18 protein-coding genes are annotated in these 19,956 nt (G+C 64.8%); 7 read left to right on the forward strand and 11 right to left on the reverse strand.

Features of this window, described 5'->3' with window-relative positions:
* Positions 1-12: 12 nt before the first annotated feature.
* From PO883_RS04875 to PO883_RS04900, 6 genes are all read right to left on the reverse strand, one after another.
* On the reverse strand, positions 13-444 hold the full coding sequence (locus tag PO883_RS04875; RefSeq protein ID WP_289308724.1) for a VOC family protein: 432 nt from the start codon (positions 442-444) through the stop codon (positions 13-15).
* 102 nt (positions 445-546) lie between these two features.
* Entirely contained in the window at positions 547-1,311 is a 765-nt protein-coding gene (locus PO883_RS04880; protein WP_289308725.1) for a LytTR family DNA-binding domain-containing protein, read from the reverse strand.
* A gap of 1 nt (position 1,312) precedes the next feature.
* Positions 1,313-2,203, reverse strand: coding sequence for a histidine kinase (locus PO883_RS04885; RefSeq protein WP_289308726.1), 891 nt, complete (start codon positions 2,201-2,203; stop codon positions 1,313-1,315).
* Between the two features lie 4 nt (positions 2,204-2,207).
* A complete protein-coding gene (locus PO883_RS04890; RefSeq protein ID WP_289308727.1) occupies positions 2,208-2,489 on the reverse strand; it encodes a hypothetical protein in 282 nt (93 codons plus the stop codon).
* Between the two features lie 157 nt (positions 2,490-2,646).
* Positions 2,647-3,387, reverse strand: coding sequence for a carbon-nitrogen hydrolase family protein (locus tag PO883_RS04895; protein ID WP_289308728.1), 741 nt, complete (start codon positions 3,385-3,387; stop codon positions 2,647-2,649).
* Positions 3,387-3,923: a GNAT family N-acetyltransferase gene (locus PO883_RS04900; RefSeq protein ID WP_289308729.1), complete on the reverse strand. Its 537-nt coding sequence runs from the start codon at positions 3,921-3,923 to the stop codon at positions 3,387-3,389. The genes PO883_RS04895 and PO883_RS04900 overlap by 1 nt, the downstream gene beginning before the upstream one ends.
* A gap of 220 nt (positions 3,924-4,143) precedes the next feature.
* On the opposite strand from PO883_RS04900, the gene PO883_RS04905 reads away from it, so the two are divergent.
* On the forward strand, positions 4,144-4,593 hold the full coding sequence (locus PO883_RS04905) for a hypothetical protein (RefSeq protein ID WP_289308730.1): 450 nt from the start codon (positions 4,144-4,146) through the stop codon (positions 4,591-4,593).
* 63 nt (positions 4,594-4,656) lie between these two features.
* Here PO883_RS04905 and PO883_RS04910 read toward each other — a convergent pair whose 3' ends face one another.
* From PO883_RS04910 to PO883_RS04930, 5 genes are all read right to left on the reverse strand, one after another.
* Positions 4,657-5,946, reverse strand: coding sequence for a hypothetical protein (locus PO883_RS04910; RefSeq protein WP_289308731.1), 1,290 nt, complete (start codon positions 5,944-5,946; stop codon positions 4,657-4,659).
* Positions 5,943-8,156 (reverse strand): zinc dependent phospholipase C family protein, encoded by a 2,214-nt coding sequence (locus PO883_RS04915; protein ID WP_289308732.1) that lies wholly within the window; start codon positions 8,154-8,156, stop codon positions 5,943-5,945. The genes PO883_RS04910 and PO883_RS04915 overlap by 4 nt, the downstream gene beginning before the upstream one ends.
* A 130-nt stretch (positions 8,157-8,286) precedes the next feature.
* Complete coding sequence (locus PO883_RS04920; RefSeq protein ID WP_289308733.1) at positions 8,287-8,976, reverse strand: SIMPL domain-containing protein; 690 nt, start codon at positions 8,974-8,976, stop codon at positions 8,287-8,289.
* Between the two features lie 43 nt (positions 8,977-9,019).
* Complete coding sequence (locus PO883_RS04925) at positions 9,020-9,703, reverse strand: TetR/AcrR family transcriptional regulator (RefSeq protein WP_289308734.1); 684 nt, start codon at positions 9,701-9,703, stop codon at positions 9,020-9,022.
* Between the two features lie 8 nt (positions 9,704-9,711).
* On the reverse strand, positions 9,712-11,178 hold the full coding sequence (locus tag PO883_RS04930) for a PLP-dependent aminotransferase family protein (protein WP_289308735.1): 1,467 nt from the start codon (positions 11,176-11,178) through the stop codon (positions 9,712-9,714).
* 172 nt (positions 11,179-11,350) lie between these two features.
* Here PO883_RS04930 and PO883_RS04935 point away from each other — a divergent pair, with 172 nt between their 5' ends.
* From PO883_RS04935 to hydA, 6 genes are all read left to right on the forward strand, one after another.
* Entirely contained in the window at positions 11,351-12,667 is a 1,317-nt protein-coding gene (locus PO883_RS04935) for an aspartate aminotransferase family protein (protein ID WP_289308736.1), read from the forward strand.
* Positions 12,668-12,671: 4 nt separating this feature from the next.
* The gene (locus PO883_RS04940) at positions 12,672-14,186 is read left to right on the forward strand and encodes a CoA-acylating methylmalonate-semialdehyde dehydrogenase (RefSeq protein ID WP_289308737.1); all 1,515 of its coding nucleotides are present in this window, start codon (positions 12,672-12,674) and stop codon (positions 14,184-14,186) included.
* An 86-nt stretch (positions 14,187-14,272) separates the two neighbouring features.
* Positions 14,273-15,646, forward strand: a complete 1,374-nt coding sequence (locus PO883_RS04945) for an NAD(P)-dependent oxidoreductase (protein ID WP_289308738.1) — start codon at positions 14,273-14,275, stop codon at positions 15,644-15,646.
* Positions 15,639-16,916: an NAD-dependent dihydropyrimidine dehydrogenase subunit PreA gene (gene preA / locus PO883_RS04950; RefSeq protein ID WP_289308739.1), complete on the forward strand. Its 1,278-nt coding sequence runs from the start codon at positions 15,639-15,641 to the stop codon at positions 16,914-16,916. Before PO883_RS04945 ends, preA begins: the two co-directional genes overlap by 8 nt.
* Positions 16,917-16,983: 67 nt before the next feature.
* Positions 16,984-18,468, forward strand: coding sequence for an NCS1 family nucleobase:cation symporter-1 (locus PO883_RS04955; protein ID WP_289308740.1), 1,485 nt, complete (start codon positions 16,984-16,986; stop codon positions 18,466-18,468).
* Between the two features lie 28 nt (positions 18,469-18,496).
* Entirely contained in the window at positions 18,497-19,888 is a 1,392-nt protein-coding gene (gene hydA, locus PO883_RS04960; protein ID WP_289308741.1) for a dihydropyrimidinase, read from the forward strand.
* Positions 19,889-19,956: the final 68 nt, after the last annotated feature.

Here is a 19,956-nt window from a genome sequence, read left to right on the forward strand (position 1 = left end):
TCGATGGCTGTTTTATTCGAACGGGTCGTAGGTGCCGAAGGTCCAGACGTGGCCTTCCAGGTCGCGGCAGGTAAAACTGCGCCCGCCATAGTCTTCATCCTTGATGTCCATGACGATCTGCGCGCGTGCCGAGATGGCACGGTCGTAGACGGCGTCGGCATCGGCGACGACCACGCAGATGGTCTGGGTTTGCGCGCCGCCGATTTCGTCGGGCTGCTTCATCAGTTTGCCGTACTCGGAATCGACGGCCGACGCCGAGCCGAGCATCACCATGCCGTTGCCGAAGGCCAATTGCGCGTGCAGGATGGTGTTATTGTCGCCGGGAACAACCAGTTGTTTTTCGAAGCCGAAAGTGCTGCAGAGCCATTCGATGGCGGCCGGCGCGTTGCGGTAGCGCAAGCAGGGGATGACATTGGCGCGGGTTTGCTTGGGTGTGACTGACATGTTCCTTCTCCTGGGTAGGTGATCGGAAAAGCAGGGTATATGGTACTGGATTATTGGATATCCGGGTGCACGTCCCGGCCGCCATGCGCGCCCGGGTTGGCCTTACATTTGCTGGAACAGATGCGTGTGATTGCGGCTCACTTCCAGCAGCGCCGGATGATTGCGCACCCTGAGCATCTGGCGGCCACGGTCGTCGCGCGTGACCTCGGCGATGGCATCGACCCGCACCAGGGTGGAACGGTGGATGCGCCAGAATTCGTCCGGATCGAGTTCGTCGGCCAGCTCCTTGAGCGTCTTGCGGATCAGCAGTTCGGCTTGCGCCGTCTGTACCAGGGTGTATTTTTCGTCGGACTGGAAGAACAGCACTTCGCGCGTGCTGATCATGCGCAGGTTGCTGCCCACCTGCGCCTGGATCCAGCGCAGGTAAGCGGTTTTTTTCGATTCGCCCTGCTGCAGGATATGGGTCAGCTGGCGCAGCTGCTCGCCAATGTTTTCCGGGGCTTTCGTCAAACGCGTGCGCAGCCGCTCGCACGTCACGCGCAGGCGCTCGGCCACCACGGGCTTGAGCAGGTAGTCCATCGCGCCCTGCTCGAAGGCGTCCAGCGCGTACTGGTCGTAGGCGGTCACGAACACGATGTGGCACTGGTTGTAGAGCTGCCGCGCCGCGTCGATGCCACCCTGGCCCGGCATGCGGATGTCGAGGAACACGATGTCGGGCTGGAGCTGCGCCGCCATGGCGACCGCATCGATGCCGTTGGAAGCCTCGCCCACGATCGCCAGGTCCGGCCATACTTCGGCCAGGCGCGCGCGCAGCTGGTCGCGCATGGGGGATTCATCGTCGACGATCAGGGCGCTGACAGTGGCCATTTCAGTTGGTCTCCTGGGAAGAATGGGGCACGCGCAGCGATGCCAGGGCGCCGCCCTCAAGCGGCATTTCGATCACCAGCTCGGCGCGCGCGCCGAACAGCAGGAACAGGCGCTCGCGGATATTCGCCAGGCCCACGCCGTCGTCCGCGTGCATGTTGAAGCCGACGCCATTGTCGCGCACATCGACATGCATGGCGTCGCCCACCAGGCGCGCACCGACGTCGATGCGGCCGCCCTCGATCTTCGGTTCCAGGCCGTGCTTGATGGCGTTCTCGATCAGGGTTTGCAGCATCATCGGCGGAAAAGGCAGGTGCTCCAGCTGCGCGGGCACGTCGAAACTGACGCTCAAGCGCTCCTTCATGCGTGCCTGCATGATGGCCAGGTAGGCGCGCGAGAGCTGGACCTGGCGCCCCAGCGTGCCGCCGCCGGCGGCGCGCATCTGCGGCAGGGTGGAGCGCAGGTATTCGATCAGGTGCATGTGGATGCGCGCGGCCTGCGGCGGATCGGTTTCGATCAGCTGGCCGATCAGGGCCAGGGTATTGAACAGGAAATGCGGCTCGATCTGCGCCTGCAAGGTCGCCATCTGCGCTTCGAGCAGGCGCCGTTCGAGTTCGGCGACGCTGGCTTTCGCGGTCGCTTCCTTGGCCATCAGCTCGGCCTTGCGCTTGCCGCCGGCCAGCACTTTCACGCCGTACGACAGGATCACGTACCACACCGCCGGTTCGGGCAGGGTCAAAATCAGGCCGAAGGCCATGGCCAGGAACCAGGTGATGAACAGTTGCCGCCATTCCACCAAGGCAAGCCAGTCGAAGAAGTTCCACCATAACACCGTGGCTTGCGCGAGGGAATCGCGCAGGAAATCCATCGCCTTGTTCAACTGGCTGGCATTCACGCTGTCATTCGCCTTCTGGCTTCACGGGTGTGAAGGGCGTGGCGGGGCCGCGGGTGGCGCGGTCGGTGACATAGCCGTGCACCAGTTTGATGACCATGAACAGCACGAACAGGGTCAGCACCAGCGGCACGATGGTGAGCAGCAGGGCCAGGCCGACGGCGCTGAGCAGCAGGGTGGGCCAGGACATGGTGGCGATCGCGCTGACGGCGTAGCGGGCTGCCTTGGCCAGGGTGCGGCCGAGGTCTTCGAGGCTGGCAAAAAAGGATGTAAAGGCAGGGTTGTTCATTTGCTTCTCCAGAGGAGGGTTGTCGATGGAGAGACTGTAACAAGTGGCGCGCGAATGCTCTACCGCTGTCCGATGAAGTGCATAAACGGGGTGGTGACCGGTTTGAAGACGCGATAAACGGCTGGCGATTGCCATTTCACCAACGAAAGACGCACATTCAAGCCATGTCGATGACGTTGCCGCCGTCATCGTCGGCAATCACCAGCATCTCGCCCGGCCCCGGCGCGGCAATGATCAACGCGCCGCCGGAGGCCCAGATCGCGCTGCGGCCAGCGCTCTCGTATCCGCCCGAGGGGTGCGCGTGATTGGCCATCAGGACCCCCATCCCGAACAGCTTTGCGTAGCCGGCCAGCTGCGTGGTGTCCTTGTCGTAGCCGCCGGCCGAGATCAATGAGCCGGCCGCATACAGTCCGGCCCCGGCCACCGCGGCGGCGTGCGGGTGCTGCTGCTGGCCGGTATCGGCGCAAATCGCCAGCGCGACCTTCACGCCGCGCACATCGTGCAGCTGGCTGATCGCGCTGCCGGCCGTGACGTGCCGCTCTTCGCCCGCGTGCAGGAAGTGCTTGCGGTAGGCGGACGTACGCCCGTCCGCATGAAAGGTGATGGCGCCAATGCCGGGCAGCGCGCCGGCATTGGCCAGCGGCGCGCCCACCACCACGGTCATCCTGGCCTTGAGTGCGCGCTCGCGCAGCGGCGCAAGCCGGTCGTCGTCGGCCTTGAGCGCGCAGGCGCCCATGCCGGCCAGCTCATAGCCGCAGAGCGACAGTTCGGGGAATACCAGCAACTGCACGCCAGCCTCGCCGGCGGCGTCGATAAAGGCGAGATGGCGCGCGACGTTGGCCGCGATATCGAGCGGGATGGACGCCGATTGCGCCGCCGCGTAGCGCAGGCCGGCCATCAGCTGGCCTCCCAGCCGCGCCGCAGCAAGCCATAGAAGGCGGTGTCGCAGATTTCGCCGTTGACGATCCAGCGCTCCGGCATGTAACCCTCTTTTTGAAAGCCCATGCGCTCAAGCAGCTTGGCCGAGGCCAGGTTGCGCGGGTCGATATCGGCTTCGATGCGGTTCATGTTCTTTTCCTTGAACAGGTAGTCGAGGGTAGCGCGCATCGCTTCGCTCAGATATCCCTGCCCCCAGTGGGCGCTGGCCAGCGCGTAGCCGATTTCGCAGCGGCGGTTCTGCGCGTGGAAGGCGTGCGGGTTGATGGTGCCAATCAGCTTGCCCGTGTCGCGCAGGATGAGCGCGAGCTGCATGCCGCTGCCGCTGCTGTAGCCGTCCAGCGCGCGCGCAATGACCGCGTCGCCCTGGGCCGGATCGGTCCAGGTGGGGCCGCTGAAGTAGCGCATCACGGCCGGGTCGGAGTGGATGGTGTACAGCGCCTGGGTATCGCTGGCGTGCAGAAAGCGCAGCGTCAGGCGCTTGGTCTGTAGGGTCACTGGAGCAAGTTCTGGCATGGCAATCGGGCAGGAGGGGTAATTGGCAAGAATACACCAATGCCGCGTTTCAGGTATTCCGCTGCCGTCATCCGGCATTGTTTCTTTCCGGTCGACAAAAACAGCACGACATGATCCCACGCGGACCCAAGGCCTGGTCCTACCCGTCCGCATAGCTTGCGGTGTAAGAATGGCTGTTCGTTATCTTCTTCAGGAGACAGGCATGAAAACCAGACTCGCGATTTCCCTCGTCGCTCTCATGGCCGCTGGCGCAGCATGGGCGCAAAGCCAGGGCAGCAACGCCGCCCCGAATGCCAGCGGCGCCACCACGCGCGAGCGCGCCACGTCCGCCAATCCCGACCGGCAGCCGCGCAGCGGCATCAAGGCGCGCCAGAACCGCGACAAGTCGCAGGAAGAGCGCGACGTGATCACCGATCCGCGCGACACCACCAACAGCAGCACCAGTGCCAACACCAACCCGGCGCGCGATGCGGACATGACCGGCACCACCGGCGGCACTGACATGCGCGGCTCGTCCGGCACCAGCGGCAGCACTGGCGGCAGCAATCCGCCGGTCACCGGCACGTCCCCTAAGCGCGGCATGGACAGCACCGGCGCGGCCACCGGTACCTCAAGCACCGACAAGAAGCCCACGGTGCCGCCGGCTCGCTGAGCTCCGGTTGGCCCAGGCGCTCGCTGCGCCCCGCATCGTCATCCGGCGCTGCGGGGCGCGCGCTCATCGCCCGATCAGCACCACCGTATACCCTCCGACTACCTCGCCACCGATCTTTTGCCGCACGCGCAGGACCTGGGCTTCGCCGCGCTTGATGTCGGCAATGCTGGCATGGAAGGGGATGGCTTGGCGCTCGCATCCGCGCAGCACATCCTCGGCCGGCAGCAGCAGCTTGCTGCGCGCATCGAACGGGATATCGCTCAAGCGTTGCCTGCGCGCCTGGCCCACCGTGGCCGGCAGCAGACCGTAGGCCACCGGACTGGCAGGGGTGGCCAGGCCGGGATCGGCCAGGCCGGTGTACAGCTTGAGCCAGTCCATGGTGTCCGGTGCGTCGAGGGTCGCTTCGATCCGCGCCGGCCCGGGGTTGGCCAGGTAGCCCAGGTTCAGCGCCAGGTCGACCGCCGCCGGCGAGGATGATGGAATGACGGCGATATTGCGCTGCCCGATATGGCGGTCCGCCGTGGCCGAGAACTGGTCGGGCGCGACGGCGTCGAGTATCGGTTCGTGCACCCGCACCACCAGGCATTCATGACCGCCGTTGACGAAGGCCGGCACCCAGCTTTGCGGACATTTGACGATGGCGTGGCAGCCGTGGCTCAGGTAGCGGCCGTCCGGGCCATTCACGACCCGCCATTCGGTGTGGTTGTTGAAGCGGTTGCCAAGGTCGACCCAGGTGGCGCCGATGAAGTTGGCGTCGGCGCGCGAGATGCCCAGCGTGGGGTCGAACCAGTAGAATTCCACGCGCACCCGCAGTGCCGGCGCTTTGCCCAGGTTCCAGACGTGCGCATACAAGGTGTTGGGCGCGTTGGCGCGCGCGATGCCGCCCACCGTGGCCGGCTGCACCGGCGCGCTGGCCGCGTCCTGGTCGGGCACCACGTAGATATCGGGCGACTCCCAGAACACGCCGTTCAGCGGGCGCGCGCCGTTGTCGCCGCCGTTGGCGCGGATCAGGAGGAACGGCAGGAATTCATCCTTGCGCGGACCGAAGGTCGGACCGTTCTGGAGGATGCCCTGCACCTGGCCGTGGAACCACGGGATTTCGGCCGGACTGCCTGGCGGCGGGCGGTTGACGCTTTCGGGCCGCTGCGGCGCCGTCTTGACCGGGGGCGGCGGATCGGTTTGCGGCAGTTCGACCGTGCCGGGGAACGGGCAGCGCGGCGGCTGCGGACACACCGGCCCGTGCGGCGGCTGGCACGGATCGTGGCCGCAGCGGCACTGCCGGCAGGGCGCTTGCGGTGCGCCCTGCGCGTGGCAGGTGCAGGTGCAGGCGCGCTCTTGGTCGGATGGTTTCATGATGCCCCCCTGTCGTCGTCACTGTCTTTGCCGCCGGCGGCGCGCGCGGCGCCGCGCGCCAGTGCCGCCAGGATGCCGCTGCCCACATCCACGCCGCAGCCGGGGTTGCTTACGCCGGCGTCGAGAAAGTAGATATTCAAGGGCACCGACGGGTTGTGCAGCGTCGCCGGTTCGGCCTGCGATGGCCAGGTGCACGGCGGCTGGAACTCGAAGCCTTCGGGATCTTTGACCCCGCCGGCGCCGAGGCTGCGCGCGAAGTCCCAGGTGTGGTAGCCGTAGCCGCGGTCCGCGTCCAGGTTCCAGTCGACCAGCGGCACGCTGGGGCCACCGCCCGGCTGCGGATTCTGGCGCGAATTGAGCCAGATCAGATAACTCGAAAAGCCGACCGCGTCGCCCAGGTGGCGATTCGCGCGCAGGTCCGGGCCGACCGCATCGGCCGCTTGCGGCGTGGCCGCGTTTTCGAGGTCATCGCGGATCTGCGGGTCCGCGCCCACGTTCTGGAACAGCACATCCGGGTTGGCGCGGCGCGGATGCGGCCCGGCGAAGGTGGGCGCCAGCTCGACGCCCTGGTCCGACGGATACTGCCAGGGATGCTTGAATTCGTCCTCCGGATGGCGGCGCGGGTAGAGCCGGTCGCGGAACGGCGTCAGGTCGAGCACCGGCGTGTCGAAGCCCGGCAGCACGTTGCCGACATCGTTCAGCACCCCGGCGAACGCTTGCGCATCGGGCAAGCCGACCGTGATCAGCCCGACCGTGATTTCATCGTCCATCGGCAGCAGGTAGCCGGACATGACCAGCACGGCGCGGAACGATTTGAGCAGGTGGAACAGCGGCAGTTCGAGCGCGTAGTAGAGGCCCAGGCGCAGCGGATAGGTGACGATATCGGCCAGGATCGCCCACGGCAGGGTCGCCAGGTATACCGCCACCTGCACGATATACAGCAGCACCTTGATGATCGAGAGGATGAAGTCGAGCAGGTCGTCCCACCAGTTGCTGTCGTCGCCGCCAGCGCCGGGCGCGCTGGCCTGCGGATCGTTAAAGGTGGGGAACTGCAGGTTGGGGAACACCTCGGGCGGTGGCGGCGGTTCGTGCGCGAAGCCGTCGACGGTGGTCATCTTGAGGAAGGCGAACAGCAGGCGGTAACAGGAGGCGATCAAGTCCTCGCCCGGTTTGCCGTCATCCTCGCGCAGGATGCGCGGATGCGCGCCGTCCTTGTAATAGATCGCGGTGATGGTCTCGTATAGCAGCCTGGCGATCGGGTCGGCCAGTTCCGAATCGACATCGAGCAGGCGGCGCCGGGTCCAGTTTTCGCGCAGCGTATTGCCACCCGGGTAGGCGGGGCGGGTCACGCCGGCGCCATCGTTTTCGCGGAAGGCGATGTCGAAGTACAGGGCCGATTCGGTCAGCTGCGGGTACTGTCCGCCGCGCGCCGGCCCGGCGCCGTCGCGCAGGTAGCGGAAGGCGTCCATGTGGTTTTCCACCAGGTGGTGGCGCTGCCAGTGCAGGCGGAACGGGCCGCCCGAAATGGCGTTGACCAGCGCATGGCCGGTGACGTCGGTGCCGACGTGCGTCATGTAGCCGAGCGCGTAGGCGCGCGCCTTGTCCTGCTGGTCCTGCGACGCGAATTTGGCCGCCTGGTTCCACAGTTCGCGCGCGAACTGGCCGGTGCGGCGGTAGTGCAGCATGTCGGACCAAAGGAAGGCCTGTTCGTCGAAGCCCTTGTTCAGGCCCAGCGAAAAGAATTCGAACAGATCGAGGCGCGTGACGACGAAATTTTCCAGCGCCGTGATCAGGATGGCGGACAGTTCGCCGGCGATATTGCCGACGCTCTCCGACAGGCCGCCGGTCAGGCGACTGAGTTCCTCGGCGGCGTTTTCCGAAATCGGCCCGAGATAGCGTTCGTATTTTTCGATGTAGGGGTCGAGCGCGTCGTACAGTCCTTCGAGCACGCGCAGCACCCCGATCAGGGCGCTCGATAGCGGGAACGGCCCCTGGTCGCGAAAATCCGGCAGGAAGAAAAACAGATCCGGGCCGATCGCGCCCAGGCTGGCGAAGTTGGGATGGCGCTGCATGATGCGCGCCAGTTCGGCGGTGTCGGCGCCGGTCCATTCGGGGTTGATGCGCGCGCTGGCGGCAGGTCGGAAATTGCCGCGCCCGAGCGCACGGGCGGTCGCGCGCATGGCGCTGATGTGTATATACGGTCCGGGCATGATGCCCTCCACAAATGCGGTCGTCGGTCGGAACCAGGGGACTGGTTGGTCGTCTGCATTTGTAACGGTAGACCTGCGCTACCGCACCGCCCTGTGGCATCGCAAAGGCGGCGCGATTGACGGGATCGCCTCAGATGGCGGGCTTGCCAGTCTCGGCAGCAACAATGCCGAAGCGCACGCGATAGCGTATCTTGCTGATTCGTTTAGCGCCTTCGAGTTCGATGTACGCCGGCTCGTTATCGCCCATCGAGGCCGCACTTGCCGCGTACATGCCACCCCAGTTTTCATCGCCGTAGGCGCCGGAACGCCCGACCGCCGTCCCTAACTCCTCGACCTGCGAAATGAACGACAGCCGTACCCCGGATTCCGATGCGATCAGCTGCGCCTTGCCGCGCGCATCGGCAAGCGCCGCCGCGTGGGCTTGCGCGCGCTCTTCGTCGGACGCTTCAAACTGCGGCGTGAGCATGGACACGTTCAGGGTGTAGCGCTGGTGCTCGAAAATCGGTTGCAGCGCGTCGAGCGCGGTGTACAGGCGCTTCGCTTCCGAACACGTAATCAAAATCTTGAATGCCCGTTCCTGCCCCGGTTTGTTCTTCTTCCAGAACCAGGGCTGCCAGATGGCGTTGCCGCCCTCGCTCATTTCCTCCGGCGCGATGCCCGAGCTTTTGAGGACGCGAATGCAATCGTCGCGCAGCGCGCCGGCTTCGCTGATGGCGGTGTCGGCCTGCGCCGCGCGCACCGACAGCGACAGCTCGGCGCGGTACGTGGTCACTTGTTCGGCCAGCGAGGACTGGCCGCTTACTTCGATATAGGAATCCATGGTGGTGTCGTTACGCTTTCAGGAGGTTTGTCCGAGGCAGCAATCATACGTGAGCGCTGGGACGCGGGTCCGCAATGGACACCGCCGACAGCACCATATGGGTGATCATGGCCTCGGCGTCGTCGAAGTCCTTGCGCGAGAGCTGTTTGCGGTTCAGCACCAGTGCCATCTGCGCCGAAAAATCGGCATACGACTGGGTCATCGCCCAGATGGCGAACAGCAGGTGGGTGGCGTTGATCGGGCCGATGCGGCCATCGCCGATCCAGCGCTCGAACACCTCGATATCCTTGCGCAGCAGCGGCACCACCCGGCTCTGGATCTGCTGCCCGTACAACTGCGCGCCGCCGATCACTTCCATCGCATACACGCGCGAGGCCCACGGCTGTTCGCGCGAAAAGCGCAGCTTGGCCTGGATGTAGGCGCGCAGCACGTCGCGCGGTTCCTGGTCCGGGTCGGCCAGGGTGGCCATGCGCGCCAGCCAGTCATCGAGCACGCCATCGAGCACGCGTTCGTACAGCGCCTGCTTGGTCGGAAAATAGTACATCAGGTTCTGCTTCGACAGGCCGGCCTGCTCGGCGATGGTGGCGATCGAGCTGCCTTCGTAGCCGCATTCGGCGAACACGCGCACGGCAACGTCGGTGATGTCGGCTTCGAGCTTGTCGCGGTTGAGGATGCGGCGCTTGACGGCGGCGCTGTGCGGTGCGGTGACGGTCTTGATGGCGGCCATGGTGACTTTCAGCGTTGCGATTGCAGGAACTGGACCAGTTGGGGCGCATCGGCGGCATACGCCACGTTGAAGCGGAACCAGATGCTGGGGGACGGGCGCAGCATGAAAAATTCGTATGGCGAAAGCAGGATGCCGGCGCGCAGCGCGCGGTCGGCAATCACCTTGCCGTTGAATTCCGGCGTGGGCGCTTGCGGCCAGCCGGCGCTGACGAACATGCCGCCACGCGGCCGCGCCAGCGGCTCCATGCCCGCCTCGAACAGGCGCTCGATGGTGCGCTCGCGGCCCGACTGGAGTTGGCCGGTCAGGCGTTCCAGCATGCGCTTGTAGGGCCGCGCCGAGATGGCGTGGTACACGGCGCGCTCGTTGATTTCGGAGGTGGTCAGCCCGGTCAGCATTTTCACGCGCAGCAGTTCGGGAATGAGCGAATTCGAGGCGCAGATCGAGCCGACCCGCAGCACCGGCGAGAGGGTCTTGGAAAAACTGCCGACCCGGATCACGCGCCGCAAGCCGTCCATGGCGGCCAGCGAAGCGTCGCCGCCGGCGGCCAGTTCGCGGTAAATGTCGTCTTCCACCAGCCAGAAGTCGAACTGCTCGGCGGCCAGTAGCAGCCGGTGCGCCTGCGCCTGGGAGAGCGAGGTGCCGAGCGGATTTTGCAGCACGGTGTTGACGAACATGAGCTTGGGCTGGAGCGCCGCCGCCTGCGCCGTCAAGACCTCCATATCGAGTCCGTCCGGCCCGCGCGCAATGCCGACCGCAATGCAGCCGTGATGGCGGATCAGCGACAGCAAATTGCTGTAGCCCGGGTCTTCGACAAACACCGTGTCGCCCGGCTTGGTCAGGGTGCGCAGGATCAGGTCGAAGGCGTGGGTGGCGCCGTGAGTGAGCAAAATCTGGTCCGGGCTGGCCGCGAACAGATCGTCGGCGAGGGTGGCGGCCATGTGCTGGCGCAGCGTGGGAAAGCCGAGCGGATGGCCGTAGCCGCGCAGGCGGCTGGCCGGAATTTTCATCGCGTGGCGCACCGCGTCGAGCACCGTGTCGTCGCCATACCATTCGGGCGGCAGCCAGCCCGCGCCCACCGGCAGCGCGTCCGACACGCCGGAATACAGGTCGGGGGTGAGGGCGTCGATGGCGGCGGGCGTCGCTTGCAGCGCCAGTTGCTGCGGCGCGCTGGCCGCCTCGCTGCGGGCGACGAAAAAGCCCGAACCGCGGCGTGAACTTAACAGGCCGAGCGTGAGCAGGCGGTCGTACGACTCGACCACCGTGAAGGTGCTCACGCCATTACACTTTGCGAAGCGTCGAACCGATGGCATCTTGGTCCCCACGCGCAGTTCGCGCCGGTTTACCATCTGCGTGATGGCGGCGACGATCTGGTCGACCAGGCCGCCGCGCTTGCTGCGCTCGATCGCCAGCACCGGCCAGCCATCTCCGCAATTGCCAGGAGGCACTTCCTCATGCAAAACGTCGCTGTCATCCATCCACATTCCTTTGTTGCATTGCCGCGAACTGTATTGTTTGCGCCACCGATACGGTTGGCGGGTTTTGCGATTTGTGTATATGTGCCATAGTTGATCTGCTGACTATTATTGCATCATCATTTTGCCAACTGGTAAATAATTTTTTTGCTTGTAAAAATTCTTGGAGAGTCGCATGAACGAGTCCAGACCAGAATCGATGTCATCGTTTTGGATGCCATTTACGAATAACCGCGACTTCAAGGCCAACCCGCGCCTGCTGGTGTCGGCCGAGGGGATGTACTACAAGGATGTCGACGGCAACAGCGTGCTCGATGGCACCGCCGGCCTGTGGTGCGTGCCGTGCGGGCATGCGCAGCCGAAGATCGTGGCCGCCGTGCGCGAAATGGTCGGCCAGCTCGACTTCGCACCCACCTTCCAGATGGGCCACCCGGCCGCGTTCGACCTCGCCGAAAAGCTGATGGACTACACCGGGCGCCGCTTCGGCCACGTCTTTTACACCAACTCCGGTTCGGAAGCGGTGGATACGGCGCTCAAGATGGCGCTGGCCTACCACCGTGCGCGCGGCGAAGCGGGGCGCACGCGGCTGATTGGGCGCGAACGCGGTTATCACGGTGTCGGTTTCGGCGGCATTTCGGTCGGCGGCATCGGTGGCAACCGCCGCACCTTCGGGCCGCTGCTGCCGGGTGTGGATCACCTGCCGCACACGCACAACCTGGAAAAGAACGCCTACTCGCGCGGCGAGCCCGAACACGGCGCCAACCTGGCCGACGAACTGGAACGCATCGTCGCGCTGCACGACGCGTCGACCATCGCCGCCGTCATCGTCGAGCCGGTGGCCGGGTCCACCGGCGTGCTGATTCCGCCAAAAGGATATCTGAAGCGCCTGCGCGAACTGTGCACCAAGCACGGCATCCTGCTCATTTTCGATGAAGTCATTACCGGCTTCGGGCGCCTGACCACGCCGTTCGCGTACGATTATTTCGGCGTCGAGCCGGACATGGTCACCTGCGCCAAGGGCCTCACCAACGGCATGGTGCCGATGGGCGCCGTGTTCACCAAACAGCATATCCACGACGCCTTCATGGATGGTCCGGCCGGTATTGAGCTGTTCCATGGCTATACCTATTCGGGCCATCCGCTCGCCTGCGCCGCCGCGCTGGCCACCCTGGAGGTGTTCGAGGAACAGAAAATCCTCGACAACGCCAAGGCCGTGCAGGAATACTGGGCCGACGCGGTGCATTCGCTCAAAGGGCTGCCGCACGTGATCGATATCCGCACGATCGGGCTGGTGGCCGGCATCGAGCTCGCGCCAATCGACGGCAAGCCGGGCGCGCGCGCGTTCAGCGCCTTTAAAAAGGCCTTTGCCGACGGCGTGCTGATTCGCACGACGGGCGACATCATCGCCCTGTCGCCACCGCTGGTGTTGGAGAAGAAGCACATCGACGAGTTGTTCGGCAAGCTCGCCACCATCCTCAAAAACCTGGACTGACCCAATGAGCAATCTCGATACAAAGTTGGACACAATCGCCCACTTCATCAACGGCGCCAAAGTCGATACGGCGAGCGGCCGTTATGCCGATGTCTTCAATCCCGCCATGGGCGAGCCGTGCGCGCGGGTGGCGCTGGGTACGTCGGACGATGTGGATGCCGCCGTCGCCGCGGCCGCCGCGGCGTTTCCGTCATGGTCCGCCACGCCGCCGCTGACGCGCGCGCGGGTACTGTTCAAGTACCTGCAACTGTGCCAGGCGCATACCGACGAATTCGCGGCCATGCTCACGCGCGAACATGGCAAGACGTTCTCGGATGCCCAGGGCGAAGTGGCGCGTGGTATCGAGATGGTGGAATTCGCGGTCGGTATTCCGCAACTGCTCAAGGGCGAATTCACCGACCAGATTTCGCGCGGCATCGATGCCTGGTCGATGCGCCAGGCGCTTGGCGTGGTGGCGGGCATCACGCCGTTTAACTTCCCGGTGATGGTGCCGATGTGGATGTTCCCGGTGGCGATCGCCTGCGGCAATACCTTTGTGCTCAAACCGTCCGAGCGCGATCCGTCGGCCTCGCTGCTGCATGCGCGGCTGCTCCAGGAAGCGGGCCTGCCGGACGGTGTGTTCAACGTGGTCCAGGGCGACAAGGTCACGGTCGACGCGCTGCTCGATCACCGCGATGTGCAGGCGATCAGCTTCGTCGGCTCGACCCCGATCGCCGAATATATTTACGCGCGCGGCAGCGCAGCCGGCAAGCGGGTGCAGGCGCTGGGCGGGGCCAAGAACCACATGGTGGTCATGCCCGACGCCGACATGGACATGGCGACCGATGCCCTGATCGGCGCGGCCTTCGGATCGGCCGGCGAGCGCTGCATGGCCATTTCGGTGGTGGTGGCGGTGGGGGATGCCGGCGACAAGCTGATTGGCGCATTGGGCAAGCGCACCGCCGCGCTCAAGATCCGCGACGGCATGGCCTCCGACGCCGAAATGGGGCCGGTGGTCAGTGCGGCGGCCAAGGAACGCATCGAGCGTTTGATCGGCGAGGGCGTGGAGCAGGGCGCGACGCTGGTGGTCGATGGGCGCAACTGCAAGGTGGCGGAACGCGAGAAGGGCTTTTTCGTGGGCGGCACGTTGTTCGATCACGTCACGCCCGATATGTCGATATATAAGGAAGAGATTTTCGGGCCGGTGCTGTGCGTGCTGCGCGCGCCGGACGTGGCCACGGCGGTCAACCTGATCAACGCCAACGAGTACGGCAACGGCGTGGCGATCTACACGCGCGACGGCGGCACGGCGCGTGAGTTCGTGCGCCAGATCCAGGTCGGCATGGTGGGGGTGAACGTGCCGCTGCCGGTGCCGATGGCGTTCAACAGTTTCGGTGGATGGAAGCGCAGCATGTTCGGCGACCATCATGCGTACGGGCCGGAAGGCGTGCGCTTTTATACGCGGCACAAGGCGGTGATGCAGCGCTGGCCGAACACGGCGAGCGCTGGCGTGGAATTTGCTTTTCCACAAATGAAGTAGGAAGGATCGCGAGGGGCGACGGCTATGAGATTAGCGTCGACGCTTCCGCCAAGTGGGTGAATACATTATAAAAACAGGGATGTAAAATGATCGAATCTCTCAAGCACCTGCCGCATGCGGCCGGCTCCAGCAGCGCACTGGCCGACCAGTTCACCGATCTCGCGCCGGCGCTGACCGAGCGCCAGGCCGCCATCGAAAGCGCGCGTTGTCTGTACTGTTACGACGCGCCGTGTACCCGCATCTGTCCGTCCGAGATCGACGTGGCCAGTTTTATCCGCAATATCCACGACAAGAACATCAACGGCGCGGCGGCGGGCATCCTCAAGCAGAACATCCTGGGCGGCAGCTGCGCCCGCGTGTGTCCCACCGAGATCCTGTGCGAAGACGCCTGCGTGCGCAATCACGACGAGGAAGGCCAGCCGGTTAAAATCGGCTTGCTGCAGCGGCACGCGCTCGATCACGCCTCCTTCAAGTCCTATCCCTTCCAGCGCGCCGAACGCACCGGAAAGAAGATCGCGGTGGTCGGCGCCGGTCCGGCCGGGCTGTCGTGTGCGCACCGCCTCGCCATGCTGGGCAACGATGTCGTCATCTTCGAGGCGCGCGAAAAATCCGGCGGCCTGAATGAATACGGCATCGCCAAGTACAAGCTGACCGGCGACTTCGCCCAGCGCGAGGTCGAGTTCTTGCTCAGTATCGGCGGCATCGAAGTCCAGCACGGCCGCACCCTGGGAGTGAACCTGCAACTGCACGAACTGCACGCCCAGTACGATGCCGTGTTCCTGGGCCTGGGCCTGAACGCCAGCCGCCAGCTTGGTTTGACGGGTGAGAACGCGCCCGGCCTGATGGCGGCGGTCGACTACATCGCCGACCTGCGCCAGGCGAGCGACCTGGCGGCGCTGCCGGTGCCCGCGCGCGCCATCGTCATCGGCGCCGGCAACACGGCGATCGACATGGCGGTGCAGCTCAAGCGCCTTGGTGCGCAAGACGTGACGCTGGTGTACCGCCGCGGCTTCGAGTCGATGACCGCCACGCACCACGAACAGGATATCGCCAAGGCCAATATGGTGCGCATCCGCACCTGGGCGGCGCCTCTGGAAGTGCTGCTCGACGAGGCGGGCCGCGTGCGCGGAATGCGCTTTGAAGAGACGCGCCTCGACGATGGCCGCCTGGTCGGCACTGGCGCCTTCATCGAGATCTCCGCCGAAGCCGTGTTCAAGGCCATCGGCCAGAGCATCGATCCGGTCGGTTTGTCGGACGAGATGGCGCAGCAGATCACGCGCGAAGGCGACAAGATTCACGTCGATGCGCAGTTCCGCACGGCGCTGGCGGGCATTTATGCGGGCGGCGATTGCATCGCGCCCGGGCAGGATTTGACGGTTCAGGCGGTCCAGCATGGCAAGCTGGCGGCGATGGCCATTCACAATGACATCCAATTCAAGGTGGAGGCTTCCCATGGCTGACCTGAGCATCGAATTTTGCGGCATCAAGTCCCCCAATCCGTTCTGGCTGGCCTCCGCGCCACCGACCGACAAGGCTTACAACGTGGTGCGCGCCTTCGAGGCGGGTTGGGGCGGGGTGGTCTGGAAGACGCTCGGCGAAGACCCGGCCGCGGTGAACGTGTCGTCGCGCTACTCCGCCTTGTATGGCAAGAACCGCGAGGTGATCGGCTTCAATAACATCGAACTCATTACCGACCGCTCGCTGGAGATCAACCTGCGCGAGATCACGCAGGTGAAGAAGGACTGGCCGGACCGCGCCATGATCGTGTCGCTGATGCTGCCGTGCGAGGAGGCGCTGTGGGCTGAGATCCTGCCCAAGGTCGAAGCGACCGGCGCGGATGGCATCGAGCTCAATTTCGGCTGCCCGCATGGCATGCCGGAGCGCGGCATGGGTGCGGCGGTGGGGCAGGTGCCCGAGTATGTGGAGATGGTGACGCGCTGGTGCAAGAAGCACTCGAAGCTGCCGGTGATCGTCAAGCTCACGCCGAATATCACCGATGTGCGTAAACCTGCGCGGGCGGCCAAGGCGGGTGGGGCCGATGCGGTATCGCTGATTAATACGATCAATTCGATCACGCACCTGGACCTGGACCGCATGGTGGCACTGCCGATCGTGGGCAACGCCAGTACGCACGGCGGCTACTGCGGCGCGGCGGTCAAGCCGATTGCGCTGAACATGGTGGCCGAGATCGCGCGCGATCCCGAGACGCACGGCTTGCCGATTTCGGGCATCGGCGGCATCGGGAACTGGCGCGATGCGGCCGAATTCATCGCGCTGGGCGCAGGCTCGGTGCAGGTGTGCACGGCGGCGATGCTGCACGGGTTCCGGATCGTGGAGGAAATGAAGGACGGCCTGTCGCGCTGGATGGACGAGAAGGGGTACAAGACCATCGCGGAGTTTTCGGGCAAGGCGGTGCCGAATACGACCGACTGGAAATACCTGGACATGAACTATCAGGTGATCGCGCAGATCGATCAGGACAAGTGCATCAAGTGTGGCAAGTGCTATGTGGCGTGCGAGGATACCTCGCACCAGTCGATCGCGCAGCTGATCGACGCGGCGGGTGTGCGCACGTACGAAGTGATCAAGTCCGAGTGCGTTGGGTGTAATCTGTGCGAGATTACCTGTCCGGTGGAGGCGTGTATTACGATGGTGCCGCAGCCGGCCGTGAAACCGTATATGAACTGGACCCAGGATCCGCGCAATCCAAGGGCCGAAGTCATCAGCTAACCGTCGTTCCCGCCTGCGCGGGAACGACGGTGCTAGCGTCCCGTGTCATCAATAGGAGAACCCCACTGTGAGCAACGACCTGTCCGCCAACACGCAGCTCTGGAACGAAGACCTCGCACCCACCTCCGACGCGCAGCGCACCTGGCGCTGGTATCACTTCGCCGCCCTGTGGGTCGGCATGGTCATGTGCATTCCGGCTTACACCCTGTCGGCCAGCCTGATCGAAGGCGGCATGTCCGGCTACCAGGCGGTGCTCACGGTCTTTATCGCCAACGCCATCGTGCTGCTGCCCATGCTGCTGATCGGCCACGCGGGCACCAAGTACGGCATTCCCTACGCCGTGCTGGCGCGCGCCTCGTTCGGCACCACCGGCGCCCGCATTCCCGCCCTGATGCGGGCCATTGTCGCCTGCGGCTGGTACGGCATCCAGACCTGGTTCGGCGGCAGCATGATCTACACGTTGATCGGCGTGATGATGGGGGCCGAAATCGGCGGCGCCAAAATCGCGGGCCTGGGCATCAACGGCATGCAGCTCCTGTGCTTTCTCGCCTTCTGGGCCATCCAGTTCTACTACATCGTGCACGGCATGGAATCGATCCGCAAACTCGAAACCTGGACCGCGCCGCTGAAGATCCTCATCTGCTTCGTGCTGCTTGGCTGGGTCTACAACAAGGCCGGCGGATTCGGCCCGCTGCTCGAACAGCCATCCCAGTTCGTCGAAGGCGGCAAGAAAGCGGGCCAGTTCTGGAGCACTTTCTGGCCATCGCTCACGGCCATGGTGGGTTTCTGGGCCACGCTGGCGCTGAACATCCCCGACTTCACGCGCTTCGCCAAAACCCAGCGCGACCAGATTATCGGCCAGTCGGTCGGCCTGCCCGTGCCAATGGGGCTGCTGGCGGCGCTGGCCGTGATCGTGACGTCGGCCACGGTGGTTTTGTACGGCAAGGCGATCTGGGACCCGGTCGACCTGGCCAGCCGCATGACCGGCATCGCCGTGCTGATCGCGCTGATCGTGCTGCTGGTCGATACCGTCAGCGTCAACCTGGCCGCCAACCTGGTTGGCCCGGCCTACGATTTTTCGTCGCTGGCGCCGAAACACATCACCTACCGCGCCGGCGGCTACATCACGGCGGGCATCGCGCTGGTGATGATGCCCTGGAAGATCCTCGAATCGACCGAAGGCTATATCTTCACCTGGCTGATCGGCTACTCGGCGCTGCTCGGGCCCATCGCCGGCATCCTGATCATCGATTACTACTTCATCCGCAAGACCGAGCTCAATGTCGACCACCTGTACCGCGACGACGGCGTCTACTCGTACGGGAACGGCTGGAACATGGGCGCGATTGTCGCCTTCGTTCTCGGCGTGGCGCCGAATATCCCGGGATTTCTGAATGCGGCCTTTCCGGCGTCGTTCCCGGACGTGGGCGCATTGTTCAAGACACTGTATACATATGCGTGGTTCGTCGGGATCGCCATTTCCGCACTGGTGTACGGCGTGATGATGAAGGGGAAGGCGCTGCCCACCCTCAGCACCGCAGCCCGTACCTGAGTATCTGTTTGCCTTACAGGAGAGATTTATGACCACGATTATCCGAGGCGGCACGGTCGTCAATGCAGACCGCGCGTTTCGCGCCGATGTACTCTGCGAGGGCGACAAGATCGTTGCCATCGGCGAGCAGCTCGATGCGCCCGCCAATGCGACGGTGATCGATGCCAGCGGCCAGTACGTCATGCCGGGCGGGATCGACACCCACACCCACATGCAGCTGCCGTTCATGGGCACCGTGACGGCCGACGACTTCTTTACCGGAACCGCCGCCGGCCTGGCGGGCGGCACCACGACCATCATGGACTTCGTCATCCCCAATCCGCAGCAATCCTTGCTGGAGGCGTACCACACGTGGCGCGGCTGGGCCGCGAAGTCCGCAGGCGACTATACCTTCCACGTGGCGGTCACCTGGTGGAGCGACAAGGTGCACGAGGAAATGGGCACGCTGGTGCGCGATCACGGCGTGAACAGCTTCAAGCACTTCATGGCATACAAGAACGCCATCATGGCGGGCGATGAAACGCTGGTGCGCAGCTTCACGCGCGCGCTGGAACTGGGCGCGATTCCGACCGTGCACGCCGAGAATGGCGAACTGGTTTTCCAGCTGCAGCAGGACTTGCTCAAAAAAGGCATCACCGGCCCGAGCGCGCATCCGCTCTCGCGTCCTCCCGAAGTGGAAGCGGAGGCCGCCAACCGCGCCATTGCGATCGCCAATGTGCTGGGAACGCCGGTGTACATCGTGCACGTGTCGTGCGCCGAGTCGCTCGATGCGATTGCGCGTGCGCGGGCCAAGGGCCAGCGCGTGTACGGCGAGGCGCTGGCGGGACACCTGGTGATCGACGACAGCGTGTACCAGAGCGCGGATCTGGAATTCGCGCGCGGACACGTGATGAGCCCACCGTTTCGCAGCAAGCACCATCAGGCCGCACTGTGGCAGGGCCTGCGCGGCGGGAACCTGCATACGACGGCGACCGATCACTGCACCTTTTGCGCGGAGCAGAAGGCGGCGGGGCAGGACGATTTCACCAAGATTCCGAACGGCTGCGGCGGCGTCGAGGACCGCATGTCGGTGGTATGGGATGCGGGCGTGAATTCCGGGATGCTGACGCCATCGGAGTTTGTGCGCGTGACGTCCGCGAACGCGGCGCAGATTTTCAATATGTACCCGCGCAAGGGCGTGGTAGCGGTGGGCGCGGATGCGGACCTGGTGGTGTGGGATCCGGAAGGCACGCGCACCATTTCGGCCAAGACGCAGTTTGCCAAAGGTGGGTTCAACGTGTTCGAAGGGCGCACCGTGAAGGGCATTCCTTCGCATACCCTGCATGCCGGGAACGTGGTATTCGCCAGGGGCGAGCTGCGTGCGGTGGCGGGCGCCGGGCGGCATGTGGATCGGCCTGCATTTACCAAAACGCATGCTTGAATAACGCCGATTGTCTCGGTGGCTGGCACGAAAACCTGGGTTCCCGCCTTCGCGGGAACGACGATGGA

Origin of the sequence: Massilia sp. DJPM01 (genome assembly GCF_030348125.1) — a bacterium.
GTDB classification, from domain to species: Bacteria; Pseudomonadota; Gammaproteobacteria; order Burkholderiales; family Burkholderiaceae_D; genus Telluria_A; species Telluria_A frigida.

Excerpts from the sequence above, each read along its gene's own strand:
- PO883_RS04875 (WP_289308724.1), bottom strand. The coding sequence starts at position 444 with ATGTCAGTCACACCCAAGCAAACCCGCGCCAATGTCATCCCCTGCTTG.
- PO883_RS04880 (WP_289308725.1), bottom strand. The coding sequence starts at position 1,311 with ATGGCCACTGTCAGCGCCCTGATCGTCGACGATGAATCCCCCATGCGC.
- PO883_RS04890 (WP_289308727.1), bottom strand. The coding sequence starts at position 2,489 with ATGAACAACCCTGCCTTTACATCCTTTTTTGCCAGCCTCGAAGACCTC.
- PO883_RS04895 (WP_289308728.1), bottom strand. The coding sequence starts at position 3,387 with ATGGCCGGCCTGCGCTACGCGGCGGCGCAATCGGCGTCCATCCCGCTC.
- PO883_RS04905 (WP_289308730.1), top strand. The coding sequence starts at position 4,144 with ATGAAAACCAGACTCGCGATTTCCCTCGTCGCTCTCATGGCCGCTGGC.
- PO883_RS04910 (WP_289308731.1), bottom strand. The coding sequence starts at position 5,946 with ATGAAACCATCCGACCAAGAGCGCGCCTGCACCTGCACCTGCCACGCG.
- PO883_RS04915 (WP_289308732.1), bottom strand. The coding sequence starts at position 8,156 with ATGCCCGGACCGTATATACACATCAGCGCCATGCGCGCGACCGCCCGT.
- PO883_RS04920 (WP_289308733.1), bottom strand. The coding sequence starts at position 8,976 with ATGGATTCCTATATCGAAGTAAGCGGCCAGTCCTCGCTGGCCGAACAA.
- PO883_RS04925 (WP_289308734.1), bottom strand. The coding sequence starts at position 9,703 with ATGGCCGCCATCAAGACCGTCACCGCACCGCACAGCGCCGCCGTCAAG.
- PO883_RS04930 (WP_289308735.1), bottom strand. The coding sequence starts at position 11,178 with ATGGATGACAGCGACGTTTTGCATGAGGAAGTGCCTCCTGGCAATTGC.
- PO883_RS04935 (WP_289308736.1), top strand. The coding sequence starts at position 11,351 with ATGAACGAGTCCAGACCAGAATCGATGTCATCGTTTTGGATGCCATTT.
- PO883_RS04940 (WP_289308737.1), top strand. The coding sequence starts at position 12,672 with ATGAGCAATCTCGATACAAAGTTGGACACAATCGCCCACTTCATCAAC.
- PO883_RS04945 (WP_289308738.1), top strand. The coding sequence starts at position 14,273 with ATGATCGAATCTCTCAAGCACCTGCCGCATGCGGCCGGCTCCAGCAGC.
- preA (WP_289308739.1), top strand. The coding sequence starts at position 15,639 with ATGGCTGACCTGAGCATCGAATTTTGCGGCATCAAGTCCCCCAATCCG.
- hydA (WP_289308741.1), top strand. The coding sequence starts at position 18,497 with ATGACCACGATTATCCGAGGCGGCACGGTCGTCAATGCAGACCGCGCG.